The sequence below is a fragment of the Desulfovibrio simplex genome (assembly GCF_055387835.1).
Genome location: NZ_AP042377.1, coordinates 3,350,009 through 3,371,938 on the forward strand (window position 1 = coordinate 3,350,009; position 21,930 = coordinate 3,371,938).

The following is a 21,930-nucleotide window of genomic DNA, read 5'->3' on the forward strand; positions in this document are numbered from 1 at the left end:
ACCTCGATGTGGCGTATCCCCTAAAGGTTTTTTGCCCGAGCTCCTGCGGGGGTGCCACAAAGAAGTGGCAGCCAGGCAAATCCCTTGGAGGCGGGTTTATGAAAATGGCCGTTAAATAAAACTTGCTGTCAGGCTGAGATGCATGCCGCACAATCGGGCAAGCAAAAGCGGCCCCAATGAGGCCTCGCCTTTGGCCCTTCCACTTTTCTGTGGCACAAATTGGAAAACCTTTTGGTGGATTACGAAAAAGTATCGAATCTTTTTTGAATCGGCTGGCATCTTTTTTTGAGATATAATTCACAAATAACTTGTCAGTGAGAAGCTCCGGCAAAAATGAACTGTGTAACCAGCCAATATAAATAGAAAATTATTTCTTGCAAAAGTGCTGTGGTGGCACGGGTATTGCTTTGTCACAAAGAAATCAACTTCCTGCCGTGATAAATCGCAATCAAAACTGGAGCCGCCATGTTCGATTTATCGTGCTCAATTTTTACCAATGCTGAAATAATCCCTCTTGCGGATATCGACACGCCCAAGGTCGAAGCCTTTTCCACCAGGGGGGGCGCATCTTTCAAATGGGCTCCCTGGCGGATGTCCGCAGAACGGCGGGCGCTGGAGCCAGGGAGGTGGACCTGTGCGGCGGCGTTGTGTATCCCGGCCTCATCGACACGCACAGTCATCTTTCCTCCTATGCGGATTGTCTGGATCGCGTTGATTGTGGGCTGAGCCGACGCTCCATTGCTGGCGTGCTGGAAGCGCTCAGGGCCAAATCCGCCACCGTTGGGGATGAGGAATGGATACTTGGCTACGGGTATGATGATACCGGTCTTGAAGACAAACGCCACCTCACGCGTTGGGATCTCGATACCGTCAGCCGTGACAAGCCGATATTTGTCATCCACATCTCTGTCCATTTCGCCTATGCCAACACAAAGGCTCTGGAGCTTCTTGGCATAACAGAAGACACAAGGTTCGCTGGCGGCGAAGTGGGCTTGGGCGAAGACGGCCAACCATCGGGATATCTGGCTGAAATGGCGGCCATGGCGGCCATGAGCCGTCTGCCCGCCCCTTCGGCAGAAGCGATCCGTTCCAACCTGACGCGGGCCATTGCGCACTACAACAGTCAGGGCTTTACGACCATTATGGATGGCGGCATCGGCTTGAGCGGCGATGCCGAACAAATTACGCGGAGCTATCTGGAACTCGCACGGGCAGACGCATTGAACGCCAGGGTGTATTTGCAGTTTCTGCCCGCGATCATGTCAAAGCTAGCCCCATTCGGGCTGTATCACTTCGGCTCCACCCATCTCACCTTTGGGGGGCTGAAGTTTTTTATTGATGGTTCCATCCAGGGATTCACCGCAGCGCTTCTTGAAGATTATCATAGCCGGCCCAACCACAGGGGCGCGCTGTTAATGCCTGAGGAAGACATTGACGCTATGGTTGCCGCGCATCATCAGGCAGGCATCCAGGTGGCGATACACGCCAACGGCGATCTGGCGGTGGAGACAGCCTTGCGAGCTTTCGAAAAAGCTGTTTCAGCCTACGGCCACAAGGCGTTGCACCACATGATCGTGCATGCGCAGACCGCTTCTGACAATCAACTTGAGCGCATGAAGGCGTGCGGCGTCATTCCCAGCTTTTTTTCCCGCCATATTGAAGTTTGGGGCGACAGGCACGTGGAGATATTCCTTGGCCCGGAGCGCACGGCGCGCCTCAACCCGGCCGGGAGCAGCGTTCGCCTGGGTATGCCCTTTACCCTGCATGTTGATACGCCCGTACTGCCGGTTACAGCCCTGGCCTCCATGCATGCGGCTGTCAACAGGGTGAGCAGCGGGGGTGTTCTTCTTGGGCCAGATCAGCGCATATGCCCTCTTGAAGCTCTGCGGGCGTATACCACCTATGCTGCGCTGTGCTGCGGTGGCGAACACGACAGGGGCAGAATTGCCCCCGGTTGCTTCGCGGACTTTGTAGTTCTTTCCGACAATCTGGAACGCATTCCGCCTGAAAATTTGCGCGATGTGCGAGTCAACATGACGTTTACCGGTGGGCGCCTCGTCTACCATGCCTGACCTGAACTGGATGAATATTGAAAGTGCCTGGCTGAAGTGGATTTGAGCGCTCCTGTGCGGCCTTTTGTACAGAAAGACCCAGGGAAGAATCCAAGTTCGTACAAAGATCGTAACGGTGGGGCGGCCATAGATTTATTACTCTATTGCCGGAGGAAAAGATGAAAAAGCGGTTTTGGGTTTTCGTTTTGAACCTTGGAATACCGTACCTTGCCGTTGTTGGCGCATTTCCTTTCTATAATCGCGCAGAGCCTTTCATTTTTGGATTTCCGTTTATATATTTCTGGCTGTTTTCATGCATCCCCCTTACTTCATTTTGTATGTATATGGGTTATAGGATTGATCCTGAAAATAAAACTTCAGACGTCAATGATGGCGAAAAGGGCGAACGGCCATGACAATTGTTGTATTTGCCTTCTTTATTTCGCTGTCGCTCTTTTTGGCGTTTCTTGCAAAAAGAGGTGTTGTCACCAATAACATTCAGGATATCCTTGTCGCCAGTCGCAGCCTGGGCGGATTTTTACTGTTCTTTATTACGCTGGGCGAAATTTATGGCATAGGAACAATGATCGGCGTGCCGGGGGCAGTGTATTCAAAGGGCTCCAGCTATGTGATCTGGTTCATAGCCTATATTCTGCTTGCCTATCCTGTGGGCTATTTTATCAACCCGCGCATCTGGAGAATCGGTAAAATAAGCAACTCCAGTACGATGGGAGATTTTTTTGCGTGGCGATTCGAATCCAGGTGGCTCGGCTTCATCATCGCTATCCTGAGTCTGGTCGTTCTTCTGCCGTGGGCCCAGATGCAGTTTGTGGGACTCAGCGTGATACTGCGCTATTTGGGCATAGAAATTAACAATAACATGGCCATATGTCTTTCGGCTGTCATCGCCTTTCTGTACGTTGGCCTGTGCGGCGTAAAGGGATCGGCCTATGTGGCCATCCTGAAAGATGTTCTCATGGTTTCGGCCATTATTATCGGCGGTGTACTGGCTGCATCGCATATGCAGGGGGGCGTTGAAGGCATTTTTAGAGAAGCTCTGGCCAGGTTTCCTGAATATCTTACAGTTCCCATGGATCCTATCGACAAGCACGTGACCTTTGTCATCTCCACCATTGTGGTCCAATCCCTCGGCCTGTACATGGTCCCCTTCATATTCCAGTATATTTTTTCGGGGGGTTCTGAAAAAATTGTCCGCTTCAACCAGCTTATCATGCCCCTGTACATGCTCATGTACGCCTTTCTTGTCACCGCTGCGTTTTACTGCCTGGTTACGGTGCCTGGCCTGAAGAATCCGGACGATGCCTTTATGGGCATGATCGTGGCCAATGCTCCCCCCTGGATTGTAGGACTTTGCGCTGCCGCTGGCGCGCTCACCTGCATGCTGGTTCTGGCGGACGTTGCCCTGGGCGTCAGCGGCATACTGACCCGGAATATCCTGAGCATGCTGGCTCCTAACGCGCCGCAGTCCAGAGTCGTTACCTGGGCAAGATTGTGCATCGCGTTGTTTCTGGGAACAAGCGTTGCTCTGACCATTTTTTTCCCGACCTTGCTTTTGGGTCTGTTGAACTTCGCCTACTACGGGTTTGTTCAGTTTTTGCCCGGCGTGCTGGCGATCATCTATTGGAAGCGCGTTTCCAAATGGGGGATTGTGGCGGGTCTGGTCATTGGCTACAGTTGCATAATCCTGTTCAACATGTTTCCCCTTGTTCCCTTTAATATTAACAAGGGCCTGGTATCGCTTCTCGCCAACGGACTGACAATGATTTTTGTCAGTATGGCCTCGCCAGCTGATGAAAAATCCATCGCCAAGCTTATGCTCACGCGGCGGAGCTAGAGCATTTTAACTTTGAAAAAGTGTAAATGCTCTGACGCTGCACGAAAGTGCAGCGCGTCACAACGGCTGAAGCAACGGCTGCCGCAAAGACGGCATTGATTATCCGTAAGTGGTAAAGCCCCGCGAAGCACGTGGAATTCGTGTGGCACATGTAGCCGGAAATCCCCTCCCCAGGAACTCACTACCGCGTCTTGGGAATTAGACAGAGAGTGCCGCCTCAGTGGGCGGCACTCTCTTTTGTCAAAAACGCGGCATACGCGCAGAAGCGGGCGTCTTGGAAGCATTGAGAATGGATATTCTCGATGCGAAAATGCTATAGTGAATAGCCTATCCGGGGTGGCATTTGGCAAGGCAGAAGAAAAGATTGTATGCGGGTTGCGGTATTGCTGGTTGAAAATTGCCAGAATTGGCAGGGCCATGACCATAAACCGTGACCATGAGCCACGGCCTGTGGGGCGCTTCCCGCATGCGGGAGGCTGTACCCCGAGAGATAAAGAGAAATCAAGGCTTGCAAAAGCACAGCCGCCGCACGGTGCGAGGGCCGGCTTGCCATGGGAGGGTGCGGGCAGTCCCAGCAAACGTATCCCCATAAAGAGGTTGCGCACAGATGCCGGGTGAAGTTGCGTACCAGAGGCGAATTTCTGGCGGAAAAGATGCCTCGTTCTGGAAGCGCCACAACGTCGGCAAGAGGTGCATTTCTTCGCGCTGGCCGTTATGCCTTCCATCAATGGCGCGACTGAGCGGCGTCTACGGTTTGTCCTTGTCCAGCTGATTGTAATTACTCCGCGAAATTCCATATTTTTTAAATTTTTCATAAAGAGTGGCCCGGGAAATGCCAAGGCTTCTCGCAGCTTTGGCCACATTCCAATCGTATTCGTTGAGGGCCAGGACGATCAGGCGCAGTTCGTTGCCAGCCAGCGTGGAGGCGAGATCTTTATTTTTTTTGAGTTTTGGATCTCTTGGCGAAGAATCGGGGCCTTGCGCTGCCAAAGAACGCGTACTGAACGTGGAGGCCGTCGCTTCCGCAGCCAGCTTGCCGCAGTCTGAAAGAATCTCGGGTGGCAAATCCTCAAGATCAATGATGTCGCCACGGCAAAGGCTCAAGGCGGATGTCAGCACATTGCGGAGTTCACGGATATTGCCGGGCCAGTAATACATCAAAAGCGCCTGCATTGCGCTTTTTGAAATTTTGGCGTCTTGCCTGTCCATACGCTCCAGAATATGCCGGGCCAACAGGGGGATATCTTCCTTCCGCTGGTGCAAGGACGGCACAATGAGCCGTAACGGGCTCAGGCGATAGTACAGATCCTCGCGAAAGCTGCCTTCGGCTATCATGGCTTTGAGGTCGCGGTTGGTGGCTGCAAGCAAGCGAAAATTCACTGAGCGCTGTTGTGTTGAGCCCACTCTGCAAAGAGTGCTGTTTTCCAGCACGCGCAGCAGCTTGGCCTGTACGGGCAGTGGGGTGTCGCCGATTTCATCCAGAAAAAGCGTGCCTTGATGGGCCAGCTCAAGCTGCCCCACCTTGCCGTCTTTGTGAGCGCCTGAAAATGCGCCTGGCGCGTACCCGAACAGTTCCGATTCAAAAAGTTCTTTGGGGATGGCGGCGCAATTGATGCTCACAAAGGGGCCTTCGTGGCGCTCGCTTTCACAATGCAACGCGCTGGCCGCCAGCTCCTTTCCAGATCCCGTTGCCCCGAGAATCAGCACCGGCGCATTGGTCCGTGCGAAGCGCACCAGACATTCCTTGAAACGTCGGATGGTTTCGCTTTCGCCAATGATGGATTGCAGCGTGTAGTTGGGAGACAGGGCACTGCGTATGCGCCGCTCGTAGGACGCGACCTTTTTATCAAGGTATTCAATTCTTTTCATCACGGCGTCGAACTCTCCCCGTGAGCTGAAAAGCGTATGGGAGAGCATGCCTATGGCGCCGGGAGAGTATTCAAAGGGCTGGCGGTTGACCACGATCATCCTTTCGCCGTCTTTGCCTTTAAATTTTCGGATGTTGCCCATTTCTGGCTGCCCGGTGCTGGTTACAAAGGGGGCGCGGCTGTCGGGGATGAATTCGGTGATGGGCCGTCCCAGAATCTGTTCGCGCGGCAGGCCTAAATAGTCGGCATAGGCCTGATTGATGAATTTCACCACAAGGTTGTTGTCGCAAACATATATGCCGGTTGTCAGACTGTTGAGAATCAGTTCATAGAACTGTTCTCTGTGGTCAAAAAGGGACAAGTTGGAAGACATTATGGATCCTTCGTGGGTTGCCAGGGCTGACCGTGCCATACAGAGGACGCTTCCAGCGCACAAAGAAGTCCAAATATACAGAAATAAAAATCAGTCAGCAATCCTTGAATAAAAAAGGCCCAAATTTCAGACAACATGAAAATTGTAAATAAAACATCTCATTAAGACGAAGAAGGGTATCGATGTTGCTTGGCGTCGTGTCTCGTAAATAAATCCGTATAGTTGGCTCCAATTATGACGGCGGCATGGCCGGCCGGGTAAGGGGCGGAATGCTGGAAACACCGACGGTGACGTTGCGCATGGCAGGATCAGGCTCGACCGGGCAGCGCCGGACGTGTGCCCTGGCGAGGAGGGCGGGCGGCACGTGTTCGTCGCCGGCCCATGCCGCCATCCCGACGGCAAACCGGGATGGCGGCATGGTGGAGGAGGCGTGATCGCAATACTCTAGCTGTGAAGCATCCTAAAAATTCTTTTTGTCGAGATGTTCGTACTTCGGCAGATATCTGGTCGGCAGGGCCAGCGCGTCTCTGCGGAAGGGAGGCGCAAGCCGCGTACCGTCAGTCATTACTTCAATAACCGCGGGGCGTCGGTTCTTCTTGGCCGCTTCAAGGGCTTCGGCCAGATCCTTCTGCGTGTTGACCGTGTAGCCGTCGGCGCCCATGGCCTCGGCTATCTTGGCATAGGACTTGGACCAGATGTCCGCACCCACAAAACGGTTGTTATAGAAGTCCACCTGGTTTTTCTTTTCGGCGCACCAGGCCCCGTTGTTATACACGGTGGCGATGACGGGCAGATTGTACTGGCAGGCGGTGGGCACTTCAAAAAGGCTCATGCCCCACGCGCCGTCGCCCACGATGGCTACCGTCAGGTCTTCGGGGCAGGCAAGCTGCGCGCCCAGAGCGGCCTGATAGGCAAAGCCCGTGTTGCCGAAGGTCAGCGTGGCCACATGGCGCTTGGGATTCTTGAAGCGCAGGTAGCTGTTGGCAGTGGAGGACGTGTTGCCGATGTCCGTGGTGGCGATGGCGTCGTTGTCGGTGACGAACTTGCCCACCACTTCAAGAGCCTTGCGCGGATGCATGCGTCCGGCTTCCACGGGTTCGTCGGCGATAAGGGCGATTTCCTGATACCAGCCGTTCAGCTCGTCCGTCACCATATTATGCACATAGGTCAGGTCGGTCTTGGCGGGCACAGCCTGACGCAGTCGCGCGAACAGTTCCTCGGAGGCGTCCTTGGCGTCGGCGCACAGGCCCACTGCCACGGGATGCGTCTTGGCGATGTGGCGCGGATTGATGTCGATCTGCACGATCTTGGCGGTCTTGGGGAAGTAGTTGATGTCGTACTGCGGCAGGGTGCCGAAGTAGGACAGCCTGGTGCCCACGGCCAGGATGACGTCGGCCTTCTGCAGGATGCGCATGGCGGCCTTGGAGCCCATGTAGCCTATGGGGCCGGTCCACAGCGGATGGTCGCAGGGGAAGGCGTCGTTGTGCAGGTAGGTGGTCGCCACAGGCGCGCCAAGGTATTCGGCCATGGCCTTGATGGTGGCAACGCAGCCGGAATCCACCACGCCGCGCCCGGAGATGATCACCGGATTTTTGGCGTTCTTCAGCACTTCCACGGCGGCCGCGAAATGCTCGGGGTTGCCGATGCCGCCGGGAGCCACGCGGTACTGCGAAGGATGCAGAATGTCTTCATCCAGCTCGCCGTAAAAATAGTCGCGCGGGATGTCCACAAGCACCGGGCCGCGTTCGGCATAGGCAATGCGGAAAGCCGTGCGTACGATGTCGGCCGCGCGCTTGGGGTGGGGTACGCGCAGCGAGGCCTTGGTAATGGGTTTAAACAGATTCCACGTGTCGCATTCTTGAAAACCGTCCCAACCGACGGAAATGCTGCCCGCACTGGGAGAAAGAACCACCATGGGCGAATGCGCCATGTTGGCCGTGGCCACAGCCGTCACATAGTTGGTGATGCCGGGGCCGTTCTGGCCGATAACCACGCCGGCCCTGCCGGTAAGACGGCTGTAGGCGTCTTCCATATGTCCGGCAGTCTGTTCGTGGCGCACTGAAATAAAGTCGATCCCCGCTGCGGGAAACAGGTCCAGCATGTCCATAAACGCGGAACCGAGAATGCCGCTGACATGGTTTACTCCTTCCTGAACCAGAACTTCCGTCATGGCCTCACTGGGCGTCATCTTGGGCATTGGTATGTTCTCCTTGAGAAAAGTGTGCGCGACCTGCACCGGTTCGGATCGCCGCAGGCAAACTGGCGCGGCGTCGATAGCGCAATACGGCAATTGTACTATGTGGACCTGAATGGTGCTGGTCTGAATGTCCAAAACCTATGCACAAAATGATCCAAGTCATTTTATGGAATAAAATTCAGCTATATTATGCTGTTGTAAGATAAATCATGTAATGTGAAAAAAATAACTTAAAGACAGTTCTTTATGAACAAATTATGAAAGAAAATAAATATATATACATCATAATTTATAAGATTTCAATTGTTTTAAGAACAATTGATAGCAATATATTTGTATAATTAAAATGTATTCATGCATTAATTTGGTTCATATAATATAAATTTATTTTTTTAGTACGTTATAAAAATATATATTGAAATAGTATTGCAGTGAAATATCCACAATTATCGAGAATAGCAGTCTTCTAAACTTTGAATGTGTCTTGATTCCCAGAAAACATCCATACAGTTATGTCTGGATTTTCAGACACTATCCGGCCGCCCATACACTTTACGCTGCTGGTTTCTTAAGAATTTACTGTAATATTAGTTTGTTAACAGCTTTGGACCGCTTATTGCTTATGTGAAAATTATAACAGCACAATACGGCATGTGATGTAACGATTTCTTATCTGAGAATATCTACCGGAGAATTTTGCTATGAAAAGCGTTGATGAGCTGTTGGATGCCGCAAGGCAAGCGCAAAAGATTTTTTCTGGCTACACGCAGCAACAGATCGACGATGTTTGTCTTTCTGTGGGCTGGGAGGTGTATAATGACGCCAATGCCGCGACACTTGCAAAGCTGGCCGTTGAAGAAACCGGTTATGGCAACTTTGAGAGCAAGTTTGTCAAGCATAAGAGAAAAATTGGCGGTGTGCTCCACGATATTCAGGGTGTAAAAACAGTGGGTTGCATCGAGCGCAATGAAGAAACGGGAATTTCAAAGTATGCCAAGCCGGTAGGCGTGGTTTGCGCCATTCTTCCCGCCACCAATCCCACAGCCACGGCCGGCGGCAAGGCCATCTCCATCCTCAAGGGCGGCAACGCGGTCATCTTTAAACCAAGCAGCCGGGCCAAGGAATGCACCACCAAGGCCATTGAACTCATGCGCGACGGCCTGAAGCGCGTGGGCGCCCCTGTGGACCTCATTCAGGTTCTTGAGCGGTCCGAACGTGAAGATACGGCGGACTTGATGCTCAAAGCCGACCTGATAGTTGCCACAGGCAGCGGCCCTCTGGTCAAAGCCGCCTATTCCAGCGGTACCCCGGCATATGGCGTAGGAGCAGGCAATGCTGTGGCCATTGTGGCGGAAGACGCTGATATCCCTGACGCCGTGCAGAAAATCCACAGCAGCAAAACCTTTGACTACGCCACCTCCTGCTCCTCGGAAAACGCCATTATTGTGGTGGACGCCGTGTACGATCAGACCATCGCCGCCTTTAAAGAAATGAATGTTCATGTCTGCTCTGCCCCGGAAGCGGACGCTCTCAAACAGCACATGTGGAAGCTGAACAAAAAGGGCAAGATGGCTCTTAACCCCGATGTCATCGCCCAATCGTCGCTGGTTATCGCCAAGGGCGCCGGCATATCCGTGCCGGAAGACGTCACCATGCTGCTGGTGGAAAGCGATGAAGATCCCCGGACCGATCAGTTCGCTGACGAGAAGATTTCTCCCGTGCTGGTGGCATACCGCGCCAAGGATTTCGACACCGCTGTGGATATCCTCAAGATCTTGACCAGTCGCGTCGGCCCCGGCCACTCCTGCGGCATCCATACATTCAAGCGGGACTATATCGAGCGCCTTGGCAATGAGATGCAGACCAGCCGCGTGACCGTGCGTCAGCCCATGGCTGCTGCCAACGGCGGGCATCCCTCCAACCGTATGCCCTCCACGGCTACTCTGGGCTGCGGCACGTGGGGTGGCAATATCACCACGGAAAATGTCCATTTCAAACATTTTCTGAATATCACCTGGGTCAACGAGCCCGTAGAACCCTGGACCTTTACGGATGAAGAAATGTGGGGTGCGTTCTGGAATAAGTACGAAAAGTAGAGCCGTTTCATTTGAAACCGGCAGCCGGTGCGTTCCTTTTTAAGGCGCATCCCGGCCGCGTACCAAACAAAACCCCAGGGGGAACCACCCATGAAATTATTCGAATTCCAGGCAAAAGAGGCTTTTGCGGAAAGCGGCGTTCCTATTCCGCAAGGAATATTGTGCTCCTCGGTTTCCGAAGTGCAGGTCGCCATACAAACCGTGGGACTGCCCTGCGTTCTTAAGTCGCAGGTGCTGCGCGGCGGGCGCGGCAAGGCGGGCCTTATCCAGGTTGTCAAAACAGAGGGCGAGGCCGCGAGCAAGGCGGCGGAGCTTTTTGCCTCCACGCACGGCGTGCGCCGCATCCTTGTGGAGCAGGCGATTGACATCGCGCGGGAGCTGTATCTGGCCATAACCCTTGATCCCGTCAGCGCGAAAATCACTGTCATATCCAGCGCCGAGGGCGGCGTGGAGATTGAAAAGCTGGCAGAGGAGGCACCGGAAAAGCTGGTGAAGATTGAGGTGGACATAGACGGAGGGCTCATGCCGCACCACGTGCGGGAAGTGACCTTTGGCCTTGGCCTTGATGGCGATCTGGCCAAAAAAGTCGGCGGCGTTCTGCAAAGCCTCTATAAGGTTTTTCGTAAGTACGGCGCTGAGCTGGCGGAAATCAATCCTCTGTTCGTAAGCGGAAATGGCGACGTTATCGCTGGCGACGGCAAGCTCATTACTGACGACAACATGGGCAACTTTGACGGCAAATATCCGCTGACACGCGCGCATTTCGACAGCGATACCGAATATGAAGCCGCGCTTGAGGGCATCCCCTACCTGCAGTTTGACGGTGATATTTCGCTCATGTGCGCAGGGGCGGGCCTTACCACCACGGTGTTTGACCTCATCAATTATGCTGGCGGCAACGTAGCCAACTATCTTGAGTTCGGCGGCCCCAACTACAAAAAAGCGCGTGAAGCCATGCGGCTTTGCCTGCGTAACAAATGCAAGGTTATCCTGGTGGTGACCTTTGGCACCATCGCCAGGGCTGACGTTATGGCCAACGGCCTGGTGGAAGCCATAAATGAACTCAAGCCCGACGTGCCCATTGTAACCTGCATTCGCGGCACCAATGAAGAAGAGGCCTTTGACACCTTGCGCGTGGCTGGCCTGGAACCCCTTAGTGAAACTGAGGAAGCCGTACAGCGCGCAGTGGATATCGCTGCGGGGAGAGTGAGGTAATGAGCATTTTTATCGACGAAACCACCACCGTTGAAGTTCAGGGCGCTACCGGCAAAGAAGGCAGCTACTGGCTCAAGCATATGAAAGAAATGGGCACCAAGGTTGTCTTTGGCGTCACGCCCGGCAAGGAAGGGCAGGATGTGGACGGCGTGCCCGTATTCCATTCCGTCAAGCGTGGGGTGCAGGAGCATCCTGCCGAAATGGCCATGCTGTTCGTTCCGCCGCGCTTTACCAAGGATGCTGTCTTTGAGGCTTTGGACGCGGGCATTAAAAAAATCGTCACCATCGCCGACGGCATCCCCATTCACGAATGCCTGCAAATCCGCAGTGCCGCGCACTCCTGCGGGGCCATGGTCATCGGAGGCAATACCTCGGGCGTCATTTCTCCAGGCAAGGGCATGGCCGGATGCATACCCTACTGGATCGAGCGGGTGTACAGGCGCGGTTCCATAGGCGTCATGACCCGCAGCGGTTCGCTTACCAACGAAGTGACAGCGGAAGTGGTGAAGGGCGGTTTTGGCGTCAGCACCCTCATCGGCGTGGGGGGGGACATCGTGCCCGGAACCCGCTTTGCGGAATTGCTGCCCATGTTCGAAGCTGATCCGGAAACAGAAGCTGTCGTCATCATTGGCGAGCTTGGCGGCAGTATGGAAGAAGAGGTGGCTGAGGCGATGGAGGCAAAGATATTTACAAAACCCCTGGTGGCCTTCATCGGCGGGCGTACCGCGCCGGAAGGCAAGCGTATGGGCCATGCGGGCGCCATCGTCACCGGGGGCAAAGGCACTGTGAAAGGCAAGGTCAGAGCCTTGGAAATGGCGGGCGCGCTTACGGCGGCCAAGCCGAGCCAGGTGGGGCCGCTGCTTCGGCAGGCTTGCAAAATTTCTTAACGCGCAAGGCCGGGATTCATTTTGTTGAGAAAAGCCAAAGCACCGGGGCATTGAACGGCAGACGATAGCTACGCGACGTTCCTGAGGGCCTGACGACTGAACTGGACCCCCGTGTTCGGCCGTCGACCTCCAGCAGACCAGGAGATGCCCCGAAGGCATGATGCTCCAAACAAAACCCCTTTGCCCCTCCTGACTCAGGCATGCCGCTCGCGGTCAGGAGGAGGCAAGGGTGAAAGCCGGCGGCGGCTGGATGGCACAACGTATTCCGGCCTGGCGTGCGAGAGCGGGACGCGAAGATGTGCGCGGGGTGGGAGTATCACTCCAGGGCTCGAAAGCGATACGCTATGGAATATATACTAACCCAGTATATTATTGCCTGTTTTGGGATGGCGCGTCGATATTTTTTTAAATCCAATTGATCAAAAAATCACATGCATAACATTATAAAATATAAATATATAATAATGGCATGTGATGAATTATCGTGGGAGAGAACGAGGATTGATATAAGTAACTAGCTTATATATTATATTAAATTTTTTCATACGGGCGGAGCCTCTGCTTTTAATTGTGAAAAATAACCCATAAGGGTGGTTGTGGCTGGATGCGTCGAAGCCCTCAACAAACTGTTCCTCACGCGGCCTCGGCGTCAGGCGCCAGGTTTGTAAAGACCCGCGCGGAAGGGGGGCTTGAGCGCATATCACTGTTGCATCGAGATATATTGAGCAAGATTTTATGTTTTAGCGAGCGGCAATTCCTCAATCGGCAAAGGAAGTTATCGGCCAGTGCTGCGCCAGGGGCGCAGGCTTTGCCCGAACCAGATGCAGTGGAGCGCGGAACATCCGGGGGGCGTCCGCTGTGCCCGAGGTGACGAAGAATACCCTTGTGGCGCAGGACAATACGGAAATGTTTGCTGCGGAAAGCAAGTATCTGGAACTGCTGTAACGTTAATACAGTATAAGGTGGCGCAATATGCAAGACATACAACAAGGCACACAGGTACAGAAAAAAAGTTTAATTAATCCAAAGTTAGTTGTTACGATTCTTTTATGCAGTCTTTATTTTATCATGTATCTTGACAGGGTGAATATATCCCTCTCTGCCAAGGACATGATGAAGGAATTCGGCTTTCACGCGACAGAAATCGGCATAGCTTTTTCCGCGTTTTCCTACCCCTATCTCGTTGGCCAGCTTACAGGTGGATGGATGGTCAAGCAGTGGGGCGCGCGCCTGTCGCTCTTCATCTGCGGTTGCGTAGTGGCGCTGTCCACCATTTACACCGGTTTTATCACCGGCCTCATAACCCTGTTCATCGCGCGCCTTCTTCTGGGGTGCGGTGAGGGGCCAACTTTTTCAGCCGCAACCGCCGCCATGCGCAACTGGTATCCAACGCATCGGTTTGGCTTTATTCAGGGTATAACGCACAGCGCTTCACGGTTTGGCGGCGCCGTCGCTCCGCCGCTGGTGGCGTGGTTTATTATTCTGGACGGCTGGCGGGCAGCCTTTTATGTCTGCGGCGGCCTTTCATTGCTGTGGGCAATCTTGTGGTATGTCTTTTATCGTAATGACCCGCATCAGCACCCTGCCATGAGCGCGGAAGATCTCAAGGACCTGCCCCCGCCGTCCATCGTGACCAGACAGTCCAAGATTCCGTTCAAGGCACTGGGCAAGCGTATGCTTCCGGTGACCATGGTGGACTTCTGTTATGGTTGGATGCTGTGGGTGTTCATTTCCTGGCTGCCTTTGTTCTTCCAGAATGTTCATGGTTTGAATTTGAAAAATTCCGCGCTGCTGGCTGGCCTGACCATGGCGGCTGGTGTTGTCGGCGACACGCTGGGCGGCATGATTTCTGACCATATCCTGGTAAAAACCGGCAGAAAGCGACTGGCACGCAATCTGTTCATCGCCATATCATTTTGCATGGGTGGCACGTTTTTGCTCGGCACCCTCTTCACCTCGGACCTTACAACCATCTCCATCCTTCTCTGTTTGTCTTTCTTCTCAATGGAGCTCATTTGCGGCACCATTTGGGCGGTGCCCATGGATATTTCCAGAAACTACGCGGGGGTTGCCGGCGGCATGATGAACTTCGGGTTCGGGCTGGCGGGCATTATTTCGCCCATCGTTTTTGGTATGGTTGTGGATATCACCGGCAGCTGGGTTGTGCCATTCTCCATCTCCGTGTCCATCTGCGGCGTGGGGGCCATTTTGACATGGTTCATGCATCCCGAGCGCCCCTTTGACGGTGAGGCGGATGCGAAGGCGGCCTGAGGCCAGGATAGCCGGGATGGTCGTGCCGCAGGTTTGAAAACGACAATACAGATACCCGCGCGCAAGGCCCTGGGAGGTTCCGGCTCAGTTGCCAGGCGTACAACAAACTGTTCCCCGTGGCGCGAATGCCCCATGGGGAACAGTTTGTTGTTTTGCTGATACTGTGGCTGTTACTGTATCCGGTTAACAGCAATCATCGTTTGAAATGGCCCAGAGCAATTTCATTATGAAATTGCTCTGGCGGATGCGGGAGCAGACGCCCGCCACGGAGGCGTAAGCGCAGCTTCAGCCCTGCGGGCAACGGCTGCCGCGAAGACAGCACCGCTATTTATTTGCGCTGTTAAACGCCGAAGTGAGCGTGCCTCAAACTTTGAAAATATACATTTTCAAAGTTAATCTGCTCTAAAGAGCGTACTTGCTGTTGGCCTCGCGCATTTTGCGCACAGATTCAACCAACGCATCCACGTTGAGAACCATTTCCATCATGCTGATCTGCTCTTCCCACTTGGCGGGATCGGCTTCCTGCTTCAGTTCGGGCTCCAGAACATGGTACACGCAGAGTCCCAACGGGACTCCAGCCAAGGGTCCGGCGTAGGTGGGGTCGCCCAGGGTGACGGTTTCGGCGTAGATTTCCGCCCCTTCAGGGTCGGAAGAACCGAGAATCACCACTACGTTCTCACCACCAAACTTCTCAGCGGCGTCTTTGACGCGCTGCTGATTTTCCAGATCCATGGCTCCAGCGGCTGTTCAGACAAAACATTCGGTGGCGGAGAAAAGAATCTCCGCGCCCGAATTGGCGAACACATCCGCCATGGCTGGGCCGGGTACGCCGTCCCTTTCGCCAAGCAGCAGAAGCTTCTTGCCTTCGAGTTTACCCATTGCCAACTCCTTGAGATTGCGGGCAGTTTATAGTAGCGGGCCACTGCGGCCCGTTATCCGCATCGTATTCGCCCTGGCCCCGCCTTGTGGCCGGGCCAAAGCAAAAATCGCTACGCCAGCTTTTCGGTTTCCGCCTTGATGGCTTCAATGGAAACCGCGTCGCCGGAAATGCGCGACACGCATTCCCCACCCTTGTAGAACAGGATGGTGGGCACGGCCATGACGCGCAGGCTGATGACCAGGCGGCGGTTTTCCGCCACGTTGAGCTTGCAGAACTTGACCTTGCCTTCATAGCTTTCAGCCAGCTTTTCCACTTCGGGCATGAGGGCCAGGCAGGGCCCGCACTGCGGGCCCCAGAGATCCACAACGCAGGGCATGGCGCTCTGCAGCACTTCAGCTTCAAAGTTTTCTTTATCGACGATGATCATTAACTACCTCGCTTGGTTGCGTACGATTACAATGTGCCGATAAAGGCGGGCCTGTGCCTGTGCCGGACACTCTGACACGGTCGGCCCGCCTGTCGGAGGATTCTATATATATCCTGCAGTGTTAAGGATTTTCCGGGCCTTCTCAAGGTTGGCCACAGCCAGCTTGACAACCGGGCCTGTGCATCCCATGGCGGCTTCGGCGTATATTTTTTCTTTCCACAGGCAACGCACGGCCTGTTCCAGGTCCAGCACGTCAATGCCGTGGATTTCTTCATCAGTGGGTTCGGCTGGCGGAGCCTGCACGGTTTCGACCGGGGCCGCGTCCGTCTTGGCAAATGCCGCCAGCTCGTCGTCAAGGCCGGCGGCCCTGGCCAGATGCAGTTCTTCCGCCACCATCCGGGGCAGATTGCCGCGCACGGCCGCAGCCGTGTATGCCAGGGCATTGGCCATGACCGGCGCGCCCGAAGCGCGGGAGACAATGCTGACGACCTTGTTCCAGCCCTCGCCCACGGAGGGGCCATAGCCCCACCCTGTGGTCTCGTACAGACCGCCGGAGGTGAACGCGCTGAAAAGCTTCATGAGCACATTGCCCGTCAGCGTGTCCGTGACGCACACGTCCACGGTGCCGGCCAGCAGGTCGTTGCCGCGCAGCAGGGAACCGCCGTCGCTTCTGGCGCTCTGCCCGAGGTTCAGGGCATAGCCCTTTTCCACCATGCGGGTGAGGGCACGCAGCACCTGGGGGGCGGCGTCAAGATTCAGCACGCCAAGGCTGGGGCGGCATATGCCCAGGGCCTTGGCCACGGCCACGCCCAGCACGGCGTTGCGCAGCATGGCCTCCTGCCTGTGAGCCGCGCTTATGCCCGTGCTGGAAGCAACGAACATGGGCGCGCCCGTGCCCGGCGTCATCACCCGTCCCACAGTGGTGACCCCAAGGGGGAAGGGATAGTGCAGGGCCACAGCACCCTGGATGCGACCTTCGTCCAGCGCTTTTTCCATAGCCGCAGCCAGTTCGCCGCTTTCGCAGCCAGTTTCGATCCACTCCATGCCTGCTGGCAGGGGATCAACGGGCCTGGGCCCCACCCCCGTCACGATAAGCGCGGCGTCTTCCCGCATGGCGGCGGCCGCAGCGCAAAGAAACTCCTTTTGCGGGTGTTCGCCGCCAGCGGCCATGAGGCCTATGCGGCACAACGGCTTGCCGTTGCGCGCGCGCGTCACCAGGTCCTCAAGGGCTTTGCCCAGGAGGGCGCGCTGGTTTTCTTGCCTGACCATAGCTGCTCCCCCTAACTTTTTTGCAGGTTGGCGGCCACATCGCCAAGAGCCGTGAGCAGCATGTCTGTCACGTCGTTCCGGCTGATGCTCCCGGTGGCGGCGTCAGCGCCCGTGCCCGGGCCTTCCATGATGAAGGAAGCGCCGTCGGCCAGGTTTGTCAGGCGGCCCAAAAAGAGGCTGCCCTTGCCAATGATCATGGCGCGCTTGATAGCGCCGCTTTTGAGGGCTTCCATGGCGTGGCCCATATAGGGAACGCCGGAGGGAATGTGCCCCTGGGTCTGCACAAAGCCGGGCATGCCTTTTTGCTCGACAAAGGCGGGGATGTCGCCGCGTTCAATCTGTCCTTTCATGACGGAAAGGGCCGCGATCATCTTGTAGTTGGCTTCGGGCACGTTGCCGGCGCCTGCGGGCAGGGTGATTTCGGCGTTGTGCAGTTCCGGAGCGTACTTGTCCACATCCGTCAGCTTGAGGCCCACGCGGGACAGGGGCTCAAAGGTCAGGGCAGAGGTAATGGCCTGCGGTGACGCGCCCGCGCCCACGCTGTGCTTGCCGATGCAGTCAAGGCGTATGACCGGGGTCTGGCCGTCGTCGGGGGTAAGCAGCAGGGCAAAGCTGCCGATGCAGTTTTCCAGCGGCACGACGCCCTTTTTGATATGGTCGCGCGCGTTCATGTACAGCTTGGGCACGGAACCGCCGCTGATGACAGCCACATTGGGGCGCACGCCGCTGGCGACCATACTGGCCGCGCCGATGATGGCCGCCACGGGGGCCGCGCAGAAGCCGCGCACGTCAAAGCCGCTGGCATTGGTGCACTCGGCTATTTCGGCCACGGCCTTGGCCATGTTGCCGCCGCCGCGCTGCATGGCGTCGCCCACGGCTTCTTCGGAGCATTCCACCACAAAATCAATATCCGTGGGCTCCATGCCGGCATTCTTGATGAGGTGCATCAGGCACAGCACGCCGCTGGCCTTGCAGGCCAGGTTTTCCAGCATGATGCCCGCTTCGAGGTTTTCATCCGTGTCGTGGGCGCGACGGCAGCAGGCCACGAGCTTGTTCTCAAAGTAGATGGGCAGGGCATGCTGCTTTTCAATGGCTTCAAGCAGTTCAGCTTCGGGCCGGCCTTTTTCAAGCCGGGCAAGCTGCTTTTCGCCCATGACGGGATTTTTGGCCAGCCTGGAGCCCACAGCGGCGGCAAAGCTTTGTTCCAGCCAGATGAGATCAAAGACGTCGCAGATGTCCATAAGGCCGATAAATTCGTCCTCAGGCATGATCTCGCCGAATTTTCCAAAGCGTTCGGGCGCGCTCAGGTTGTCAATCCAGGGCGTGGGGGCGCCTGCAAGCGCGTCCACACTCATGGCGCCCACGTAAGTCTTGTTGGGGGCGTAGGCAATGGCCTGTTCATAGGTTTGCGCGTGCCTGGGCAGTTCGCGCAGGAATTCGGAATCGGGCTTGGCCTTGCGTTCCTGGGAGGGGGTGCCGCCATAGTGCAGGGCCAGTTCCGGTGCAAAATTCAGACAGTAGGCGGCAGCCTTGACGCCGACAGTTTTCATAGTGGTATCTCCTGAAAGCCGGTTTAGAGCATTTTGACTTTGAAAAAGTGTAAATGCTCTGACGCTGTACGAAAGTGCAGCGCGCCATAACATGGCGTGGATTCAGCCGAAAATCGCATTTTTCGGCTGAATGAAAACTTTGAAATGTGAAGCATTTCAAAGTTAATCTGCTCTAGTGCTGCAGATAGGCATAGGCCGACATGGCGGCCCTGGCCCCGTCGCCTGCGGCCGTAACCACCTGGCGCAACGAAGTGTCACGCACGTCGCCCGCGGCGAAAATGCCCGGCACCGAGGTTTGCAGTTTGTCGTCGGTGACGATCCAGCCGCTGGAATCCGTTTCCAGCAAGCCGCGCACATATTCGTCATTGGGCAGGGTGCCGATAAAGATGAACACGCCGCTCAAGGGAATTTCGCGTTTTTCATCGGTCTTCACGTTGCGCACCACGATTTTTTCCACCATGTCGCTGCCTTCAATGGATTCCAGCACGCTGTCCAGAACGGGCACGATCTTGGGATTGGCCATGGCGTGTTCCACCACCAGCTTGTCGGCGCGGAACTGGTCGCGGCGGTGCACAAGGTAGACCTTGGAGGCAAAGCCCGTAAGATAGCAGGCTTCTTCAACGGCGGTGTTGCCGCCGCCGATGACGGCCACTTCGAGGTCTTCAAAAAAAGCGGCGTCACACACGGCGCAGTAGGAAACGCCCATGCCCGTGTATTTCTTTTCGCCAGGGCAACCCTGCTTGCGGAAATAGGCTCCGCTGGCCACGATGACGGCACCGGCGGCTATTTCACTGCCGTCCTTGAGGGTGATGATTTTTTTTCCGTCACGCGCCTCAAGCTTCTGCACAGAAGCTGACCTGAATTCCGCCTTGAAAAACTCCGCATGGGCGCGAAACGCGTCGGCCAGCCCCGTGCCGGTGCCGTCAAGGATGCCGGGGTAGTTCTCCACCCGGCTGGTGGTCAGTATCTGGCCGCCGGGACGGCCCTTTTCCAGCACCAGGGTATCAAGACCGGCCCGCTTGCCGTAGATGGCGGCGGAAAGCCCGGCAGGGCCCGCTCCAATGATGACGAGTTCACGAGTTTCCATCATAAGTTCCTTGTTGCAGTGTCGCGGGATAAAAAATCAAAACCATTCCCAGCCCAAATGTATGGACGGCCCCGCTACGCGCTTTCCCCTGGCCGGATGGCTGCCGGGCGGCCTGCGGCAAACTCGACAACATTTGCCGCAGGCCTTTTGTGGAGGAGGGACTGTCATGCCTGGCCTCATGTGATCCGCTGGCGGCTTTCATGCATCAGATTTATGTGCCTGTATGCAATCACCGGGCCAGTTGCAGATGCGGTACAAGGAAGACTGGAATCCTGTGTGCCGCCGGGGCCAAGGCATTAATTTAGCGAACTTCCACTCCTTTGGGGAAATCCTTGTTCAGTGCTGTCCACAGGCACCAGCAGGCGACGACCGTAATAATGGAGAATGGCGCCGCCGCTGTTATGGACGATGTTTGCAGCGCCTTGATGCCGCCTGTGAGCAGCAGCACGAAGGCGAGCCCGGCCTGAAGCGTTCCCCATACAGCCATGCGGCCCTTGGGCGGGTTAAGCATGCCGTCGGAGGTATACATGGCCAGCACATAGGTGGACGAACTGGCGGAAGTCACCACGAAAATGATCAGCAGGGCCATCATCAGCACAGACATGATGCTGCCCAGCGGCACATAGTCGTACATCAGGTAGATGCCCACGGCGATATTGTCCTTGACGGTCTGCGCGATGTCGGCAATGCCCGTCACCTGAATGTGCAGGGCCGTTCCGCCGAAGATGGAGAACCACACCACGCCGCCCAGGGTGGGCACTATAAGCACGCCGGCGACAAATTCCCTGATTGTGCGGCCACGCGAAATTCTGGCCACAAAAGAGCCCACAAAGGGTCCCCAGGCGATCCACCAGGCCCAGTAGTAGAGGGTCCAGTCGTCCAGCCAGTTGCGGTACGAGCCGCCGTACGGGGCCACCCTGAAGCTGTCGGTGATGAAGTGGCTGAGATAGTTGCCGATGACAGCCATGCTGGTTTCAATAATGGGCAGTGTGGGCCCGAGGATCAGAAGTCCCACAGACAGAACGATACACAGCGTGAGGTTGGAGTTGGCGAGGAGCTTGATGCCCTTGTCCAGACCTGTTGCCGTGCAAAATGTGTAGAAAAATCCAAGTATTACAATCAGCGAAAGCTGAACGGTAATGTTTTCGGGCAGCTTGAAGAGGAAGTGCAGGCCGCTGTTGACCTGCATGACGGCGAGCCCTACCGATGTGGCCACGCCGGCAATGGTGGCGAACACGGCCGCCACGTCAATGATGCGGCCAATGGGTGTGCGGGCGGCGTCTTTGCCAAGGATGGGCAGAAAGAGGCTGCTGAACAGGCCCGGAGCGCCCTTTCTGAACTGAAAGTACGCAAGGCACATGGCGATGACAGCGTACACGGCCCAGGGGTGCAGGCCCCAGTGGATGATGGAGGCGCGCAGGGCGTCTTCTGCGGCCTGACCTGAATCAGCGGCGCCAAAGGGACGCACTATGTAGTTGATGAGCGGTTCCGCAACGCCGTAGAAGACCATGCCAACGCCGTGGCCGGCCCCAAAAAGCATTGCGAACCAGCTCATCGTGGAAAACTCGGGTTTTTCATCGGGCTTGCCCATTCTGAGACTGCCGAACCGGCTGAAGGCAAGAACAATGCAAAAAATGACAAAAAAGTTCACGGACAGCATGTACCACCAGCCCATGTACTTCGTCAGAAACGTGAAAACACTTCCTGTGAAACTGCCGAATTGTACAGGGATCATAAGCCCAATGCCGACCACGCTAAGAACGAAAATCAAAGATACATAATAAACAAATCGGCTTTTGTGAACTTCTGAATCATTGCTCATGGCTTCCTCCTCACATTGCAGTTCTGGATTGATCCGGGGAAAAGCCCTGGTACAAGGCGGCCCGCCATTGCGGGGCAATGGC

At 55.6% G+C, this 21,930-nt stretch carries 16 protein-coding genes; 7 read left to right on the plus strand and 9 right to left on the minus strand.

What is annotated here, in order from left to right:
• Positions 1–410 precede the first annotated feature (410 nt).
• Positions 411–575 carry a hypothetical protein gene (locus tag ACZ5DH_RS13640; protein ID WP_464254789.1) on the minus strand — a complete coding sequence of 55 codons (165 nt, stop codon included), beginning with the start codon at positions 573–575 and terminating at the stop codon, positions 411–413.
• Between ACZ5DH_RS13640 and ACZ5DH_RS13645 the strand changes: the two genes are divergently transcribed.
• From ACZ5DH_RS13645 to ACZ5DH_RS13655, 3 genes are all read left to right on the plus strand, one after another.
• The gene (locus ACZ5DH_RS13645) at positions 576–2,072 is read left to right on the plus strand and encodes an amidohydrolase (protein ID WP_464254790.1); all 1,497 of its coding nucleotides are present in this window, start codon (positions 576–578) and stop codon (positions 2,070–2,072) included.
• A 158-nt stretch (positions 2,073–2,230) separates the two neighbouring features.
• Positions 2,231–2,467: a DUF3311 domain-containing protein gene (locus ACZ5DH_RS13650; RefSeq protein WP_464254791.1), complete on the plus strand. Its 237-nt coding sequence runs from the start codon at positions 2,231–2,233 to the stop codon at positions 2,465–2,467.
• Positions 2,464–3,906, plus strand: coding sequence for a sodium:solute symporter family protein (locus ACZ5DH_RS13655; RefSeq protein ID WP_464254792.1), 1,443 nt, complete (start codon positions 2,464–2,466; stop codon positions 3,904–3,906). Before ACZ5DH_RS13650 ends, ACZ5DH_RS13655 begins: the two co-directional genes overlap by 4 nt.
• 747 nt (positions 3,907–4,653) lie before the next feature.
• Here ACZ5DH_RS13655 and ACZ5DH_RS13660 read toward each other — a convergent pair.
• Both ACZ5DH_RS13660 and xsc read right to left on the minus strand, forming a co-directional pair.
• Positions 4,654–6,147 carry a sigma-54 interaction domain-containing protein gene (locus ACZ5DH_RS13660; RefSeq protein WP_464254793.1) on the minus strand — a complete coding sequence of 498 codons (1,494 nt, stop codon included), beginning with the start codon at positions 6,145–6,147 and terminating at the stop codon, positions 4,654–4,656.
• Between the two features lie 460 nt (positions 6,148–6,607).
• On the minus strand, positions 6,608–8,344 hold the full coding sequence (gene xsc, locus ACZ5DH_RS13665) for a sulfoacetaldehyde acetyltransferase (protein WP_464254794.1): 1,737 nt from the start codon (positions 8,342–8,344) through the stop codon (positions 6,608–6,610).
• 701 nt (positions 8,345–9,045) lie between these two features.
• Here xsc and ACZ5DH_RS13670 point away from each other — a divergent pair.
• From ACZ5DH_RS13670 to ACZ5DH_RS13685, 4 genes are all read left to right on the plus strand, one after another.
• Entirely contained in the window at positions 9,046–10,440 is a 1,395-nt protein-coding gene (locus ACZ5DH_RS13670) for an aldehyde dehydrogenase family protein (RefSeq protein ID WP_464254795.1), read from the plus strand.
• Between the two features lie 90 nt (positions 10,441–10,530).
• The gene (locus ACZ5DH_RS13675) at positions 10,531–11,655 is read left to right on the plus strand and encodes an ATP-grasp domain-containing protein (RefSeq protein ID WP_464254796.1); all 1,125 of its coding nucleotides are present in this window, start codon (positions 10,531–10,533) and stop codon (positions 11,653–11,655) included.
• Positions 11,655–12,542: a succinate--CoA ligase subunit alpha gene (locus ACZ5DH_RS13680; RefSeq protein ID WP_464254797.1), complete on the plus strand. Its 888-nt coding sequence runs from the start codon at positions 11,655–11,657 to the stop codon at positions 12,540–12,542. The genes ACZ5DH_RS13675 and ACZ5DH_RS13680 overlap by 1 nt, the downstream gene beginning before the upstream one ends.
• A 972-nt stretch (positions 12,543–13,514) precedes the next feature.
• Entirely contained in the window at positions 13,515–14,813 is a 1,299-nt protein-coding gene (locus tag ACZ5DH_RS13685) for an MFS transporter (RefSeq protein WP_464254798.1), read from the plus strand.
• A 402-nt stretch (positions 14,814–15,215) separates the two neighbouring features.
• Here the strand turns inward: ACZ5DH_RS13685 and grdA are convergent, their stop codons facing one another.
• From grdA to ACZ5DH_RS13715, 6 genes are all read right to left on the minus strand, one after another.
• A complete protein-coding gene (gene grdA / locus ACZ5DH_RS13690; protein ID WP_179980194.1) occupies positions 15,216–15,692 on the minus strand; it encodes a glycine/sarcosine/betaine reductase complex selenoprotein A in 477 nt (158 codons plus the stop codon).
• Between the two features lie 110 nt (positions 15,693–15,802).
• On the minus strand, positions 15,803–16,120 hold the full coding sequence (locus tag ACZ5DH_RS13695; RefSeq protein ID WP_464254799.1) for a thioredoxin family protein: 318 nt from the start codon (positions 16,118–16,120) through the stop codon (positions 15,803–15,805).
• Positions 16,121–16,222: 102 nt separating this feature from the next.
• A complete protein-coding gene (grdD, locus tag ACZ5DH_RS13700; protein ID WP_464254800.1) occupies positions 16,223–17,389 on the minus strand; it encodes a glycine/sarcosine/betaine reductase complex component C subunit alpha in 1,167 nt (388 codons plus the stop codon).
• Positions 17,390–17,400: 11 nt separating this feature from the next.
• On the minus strand, positions 17,401–18,939 hold the full coding sequence (gene grdC / locus ACZ5DH_RS13705) for a glycine/sarcosine/betaine reductase complex component C subunit beta (RefSeq protein WP_464254801.1): 1,539 nt from the start codon (positions 18,937–18,939) through the stop codon (positions 17,401–17,403).
• A 172-nt stretch (positions 18,940–19,111) separates the two neighbouring features.
• Positions 19,112–20,029, minus strand: coding sequence for a thioredoxin-disulfide reductase (gene trxB, locus ACZ5DH_RS13710; protein ID WP_464254802.1), 918 nt, complete (start codon positions 20,027–20,029; stop codon positions 19,112–19,114).
• 298 nt (positions 20,030–20,327) lie between these two features.
• Positions 20,328–21,848, minus strand: coding sequence for a BCCT family transporter (locus ACZ5DH_RS13715; RefSeq protein WP_464254803.1), 1,521 nt, complete (start codon positions 21,846–21,848; stop codon positions 20,328–20,330).
• Positions 21,849–21,930: the final 82 nt, after the last annotated feature.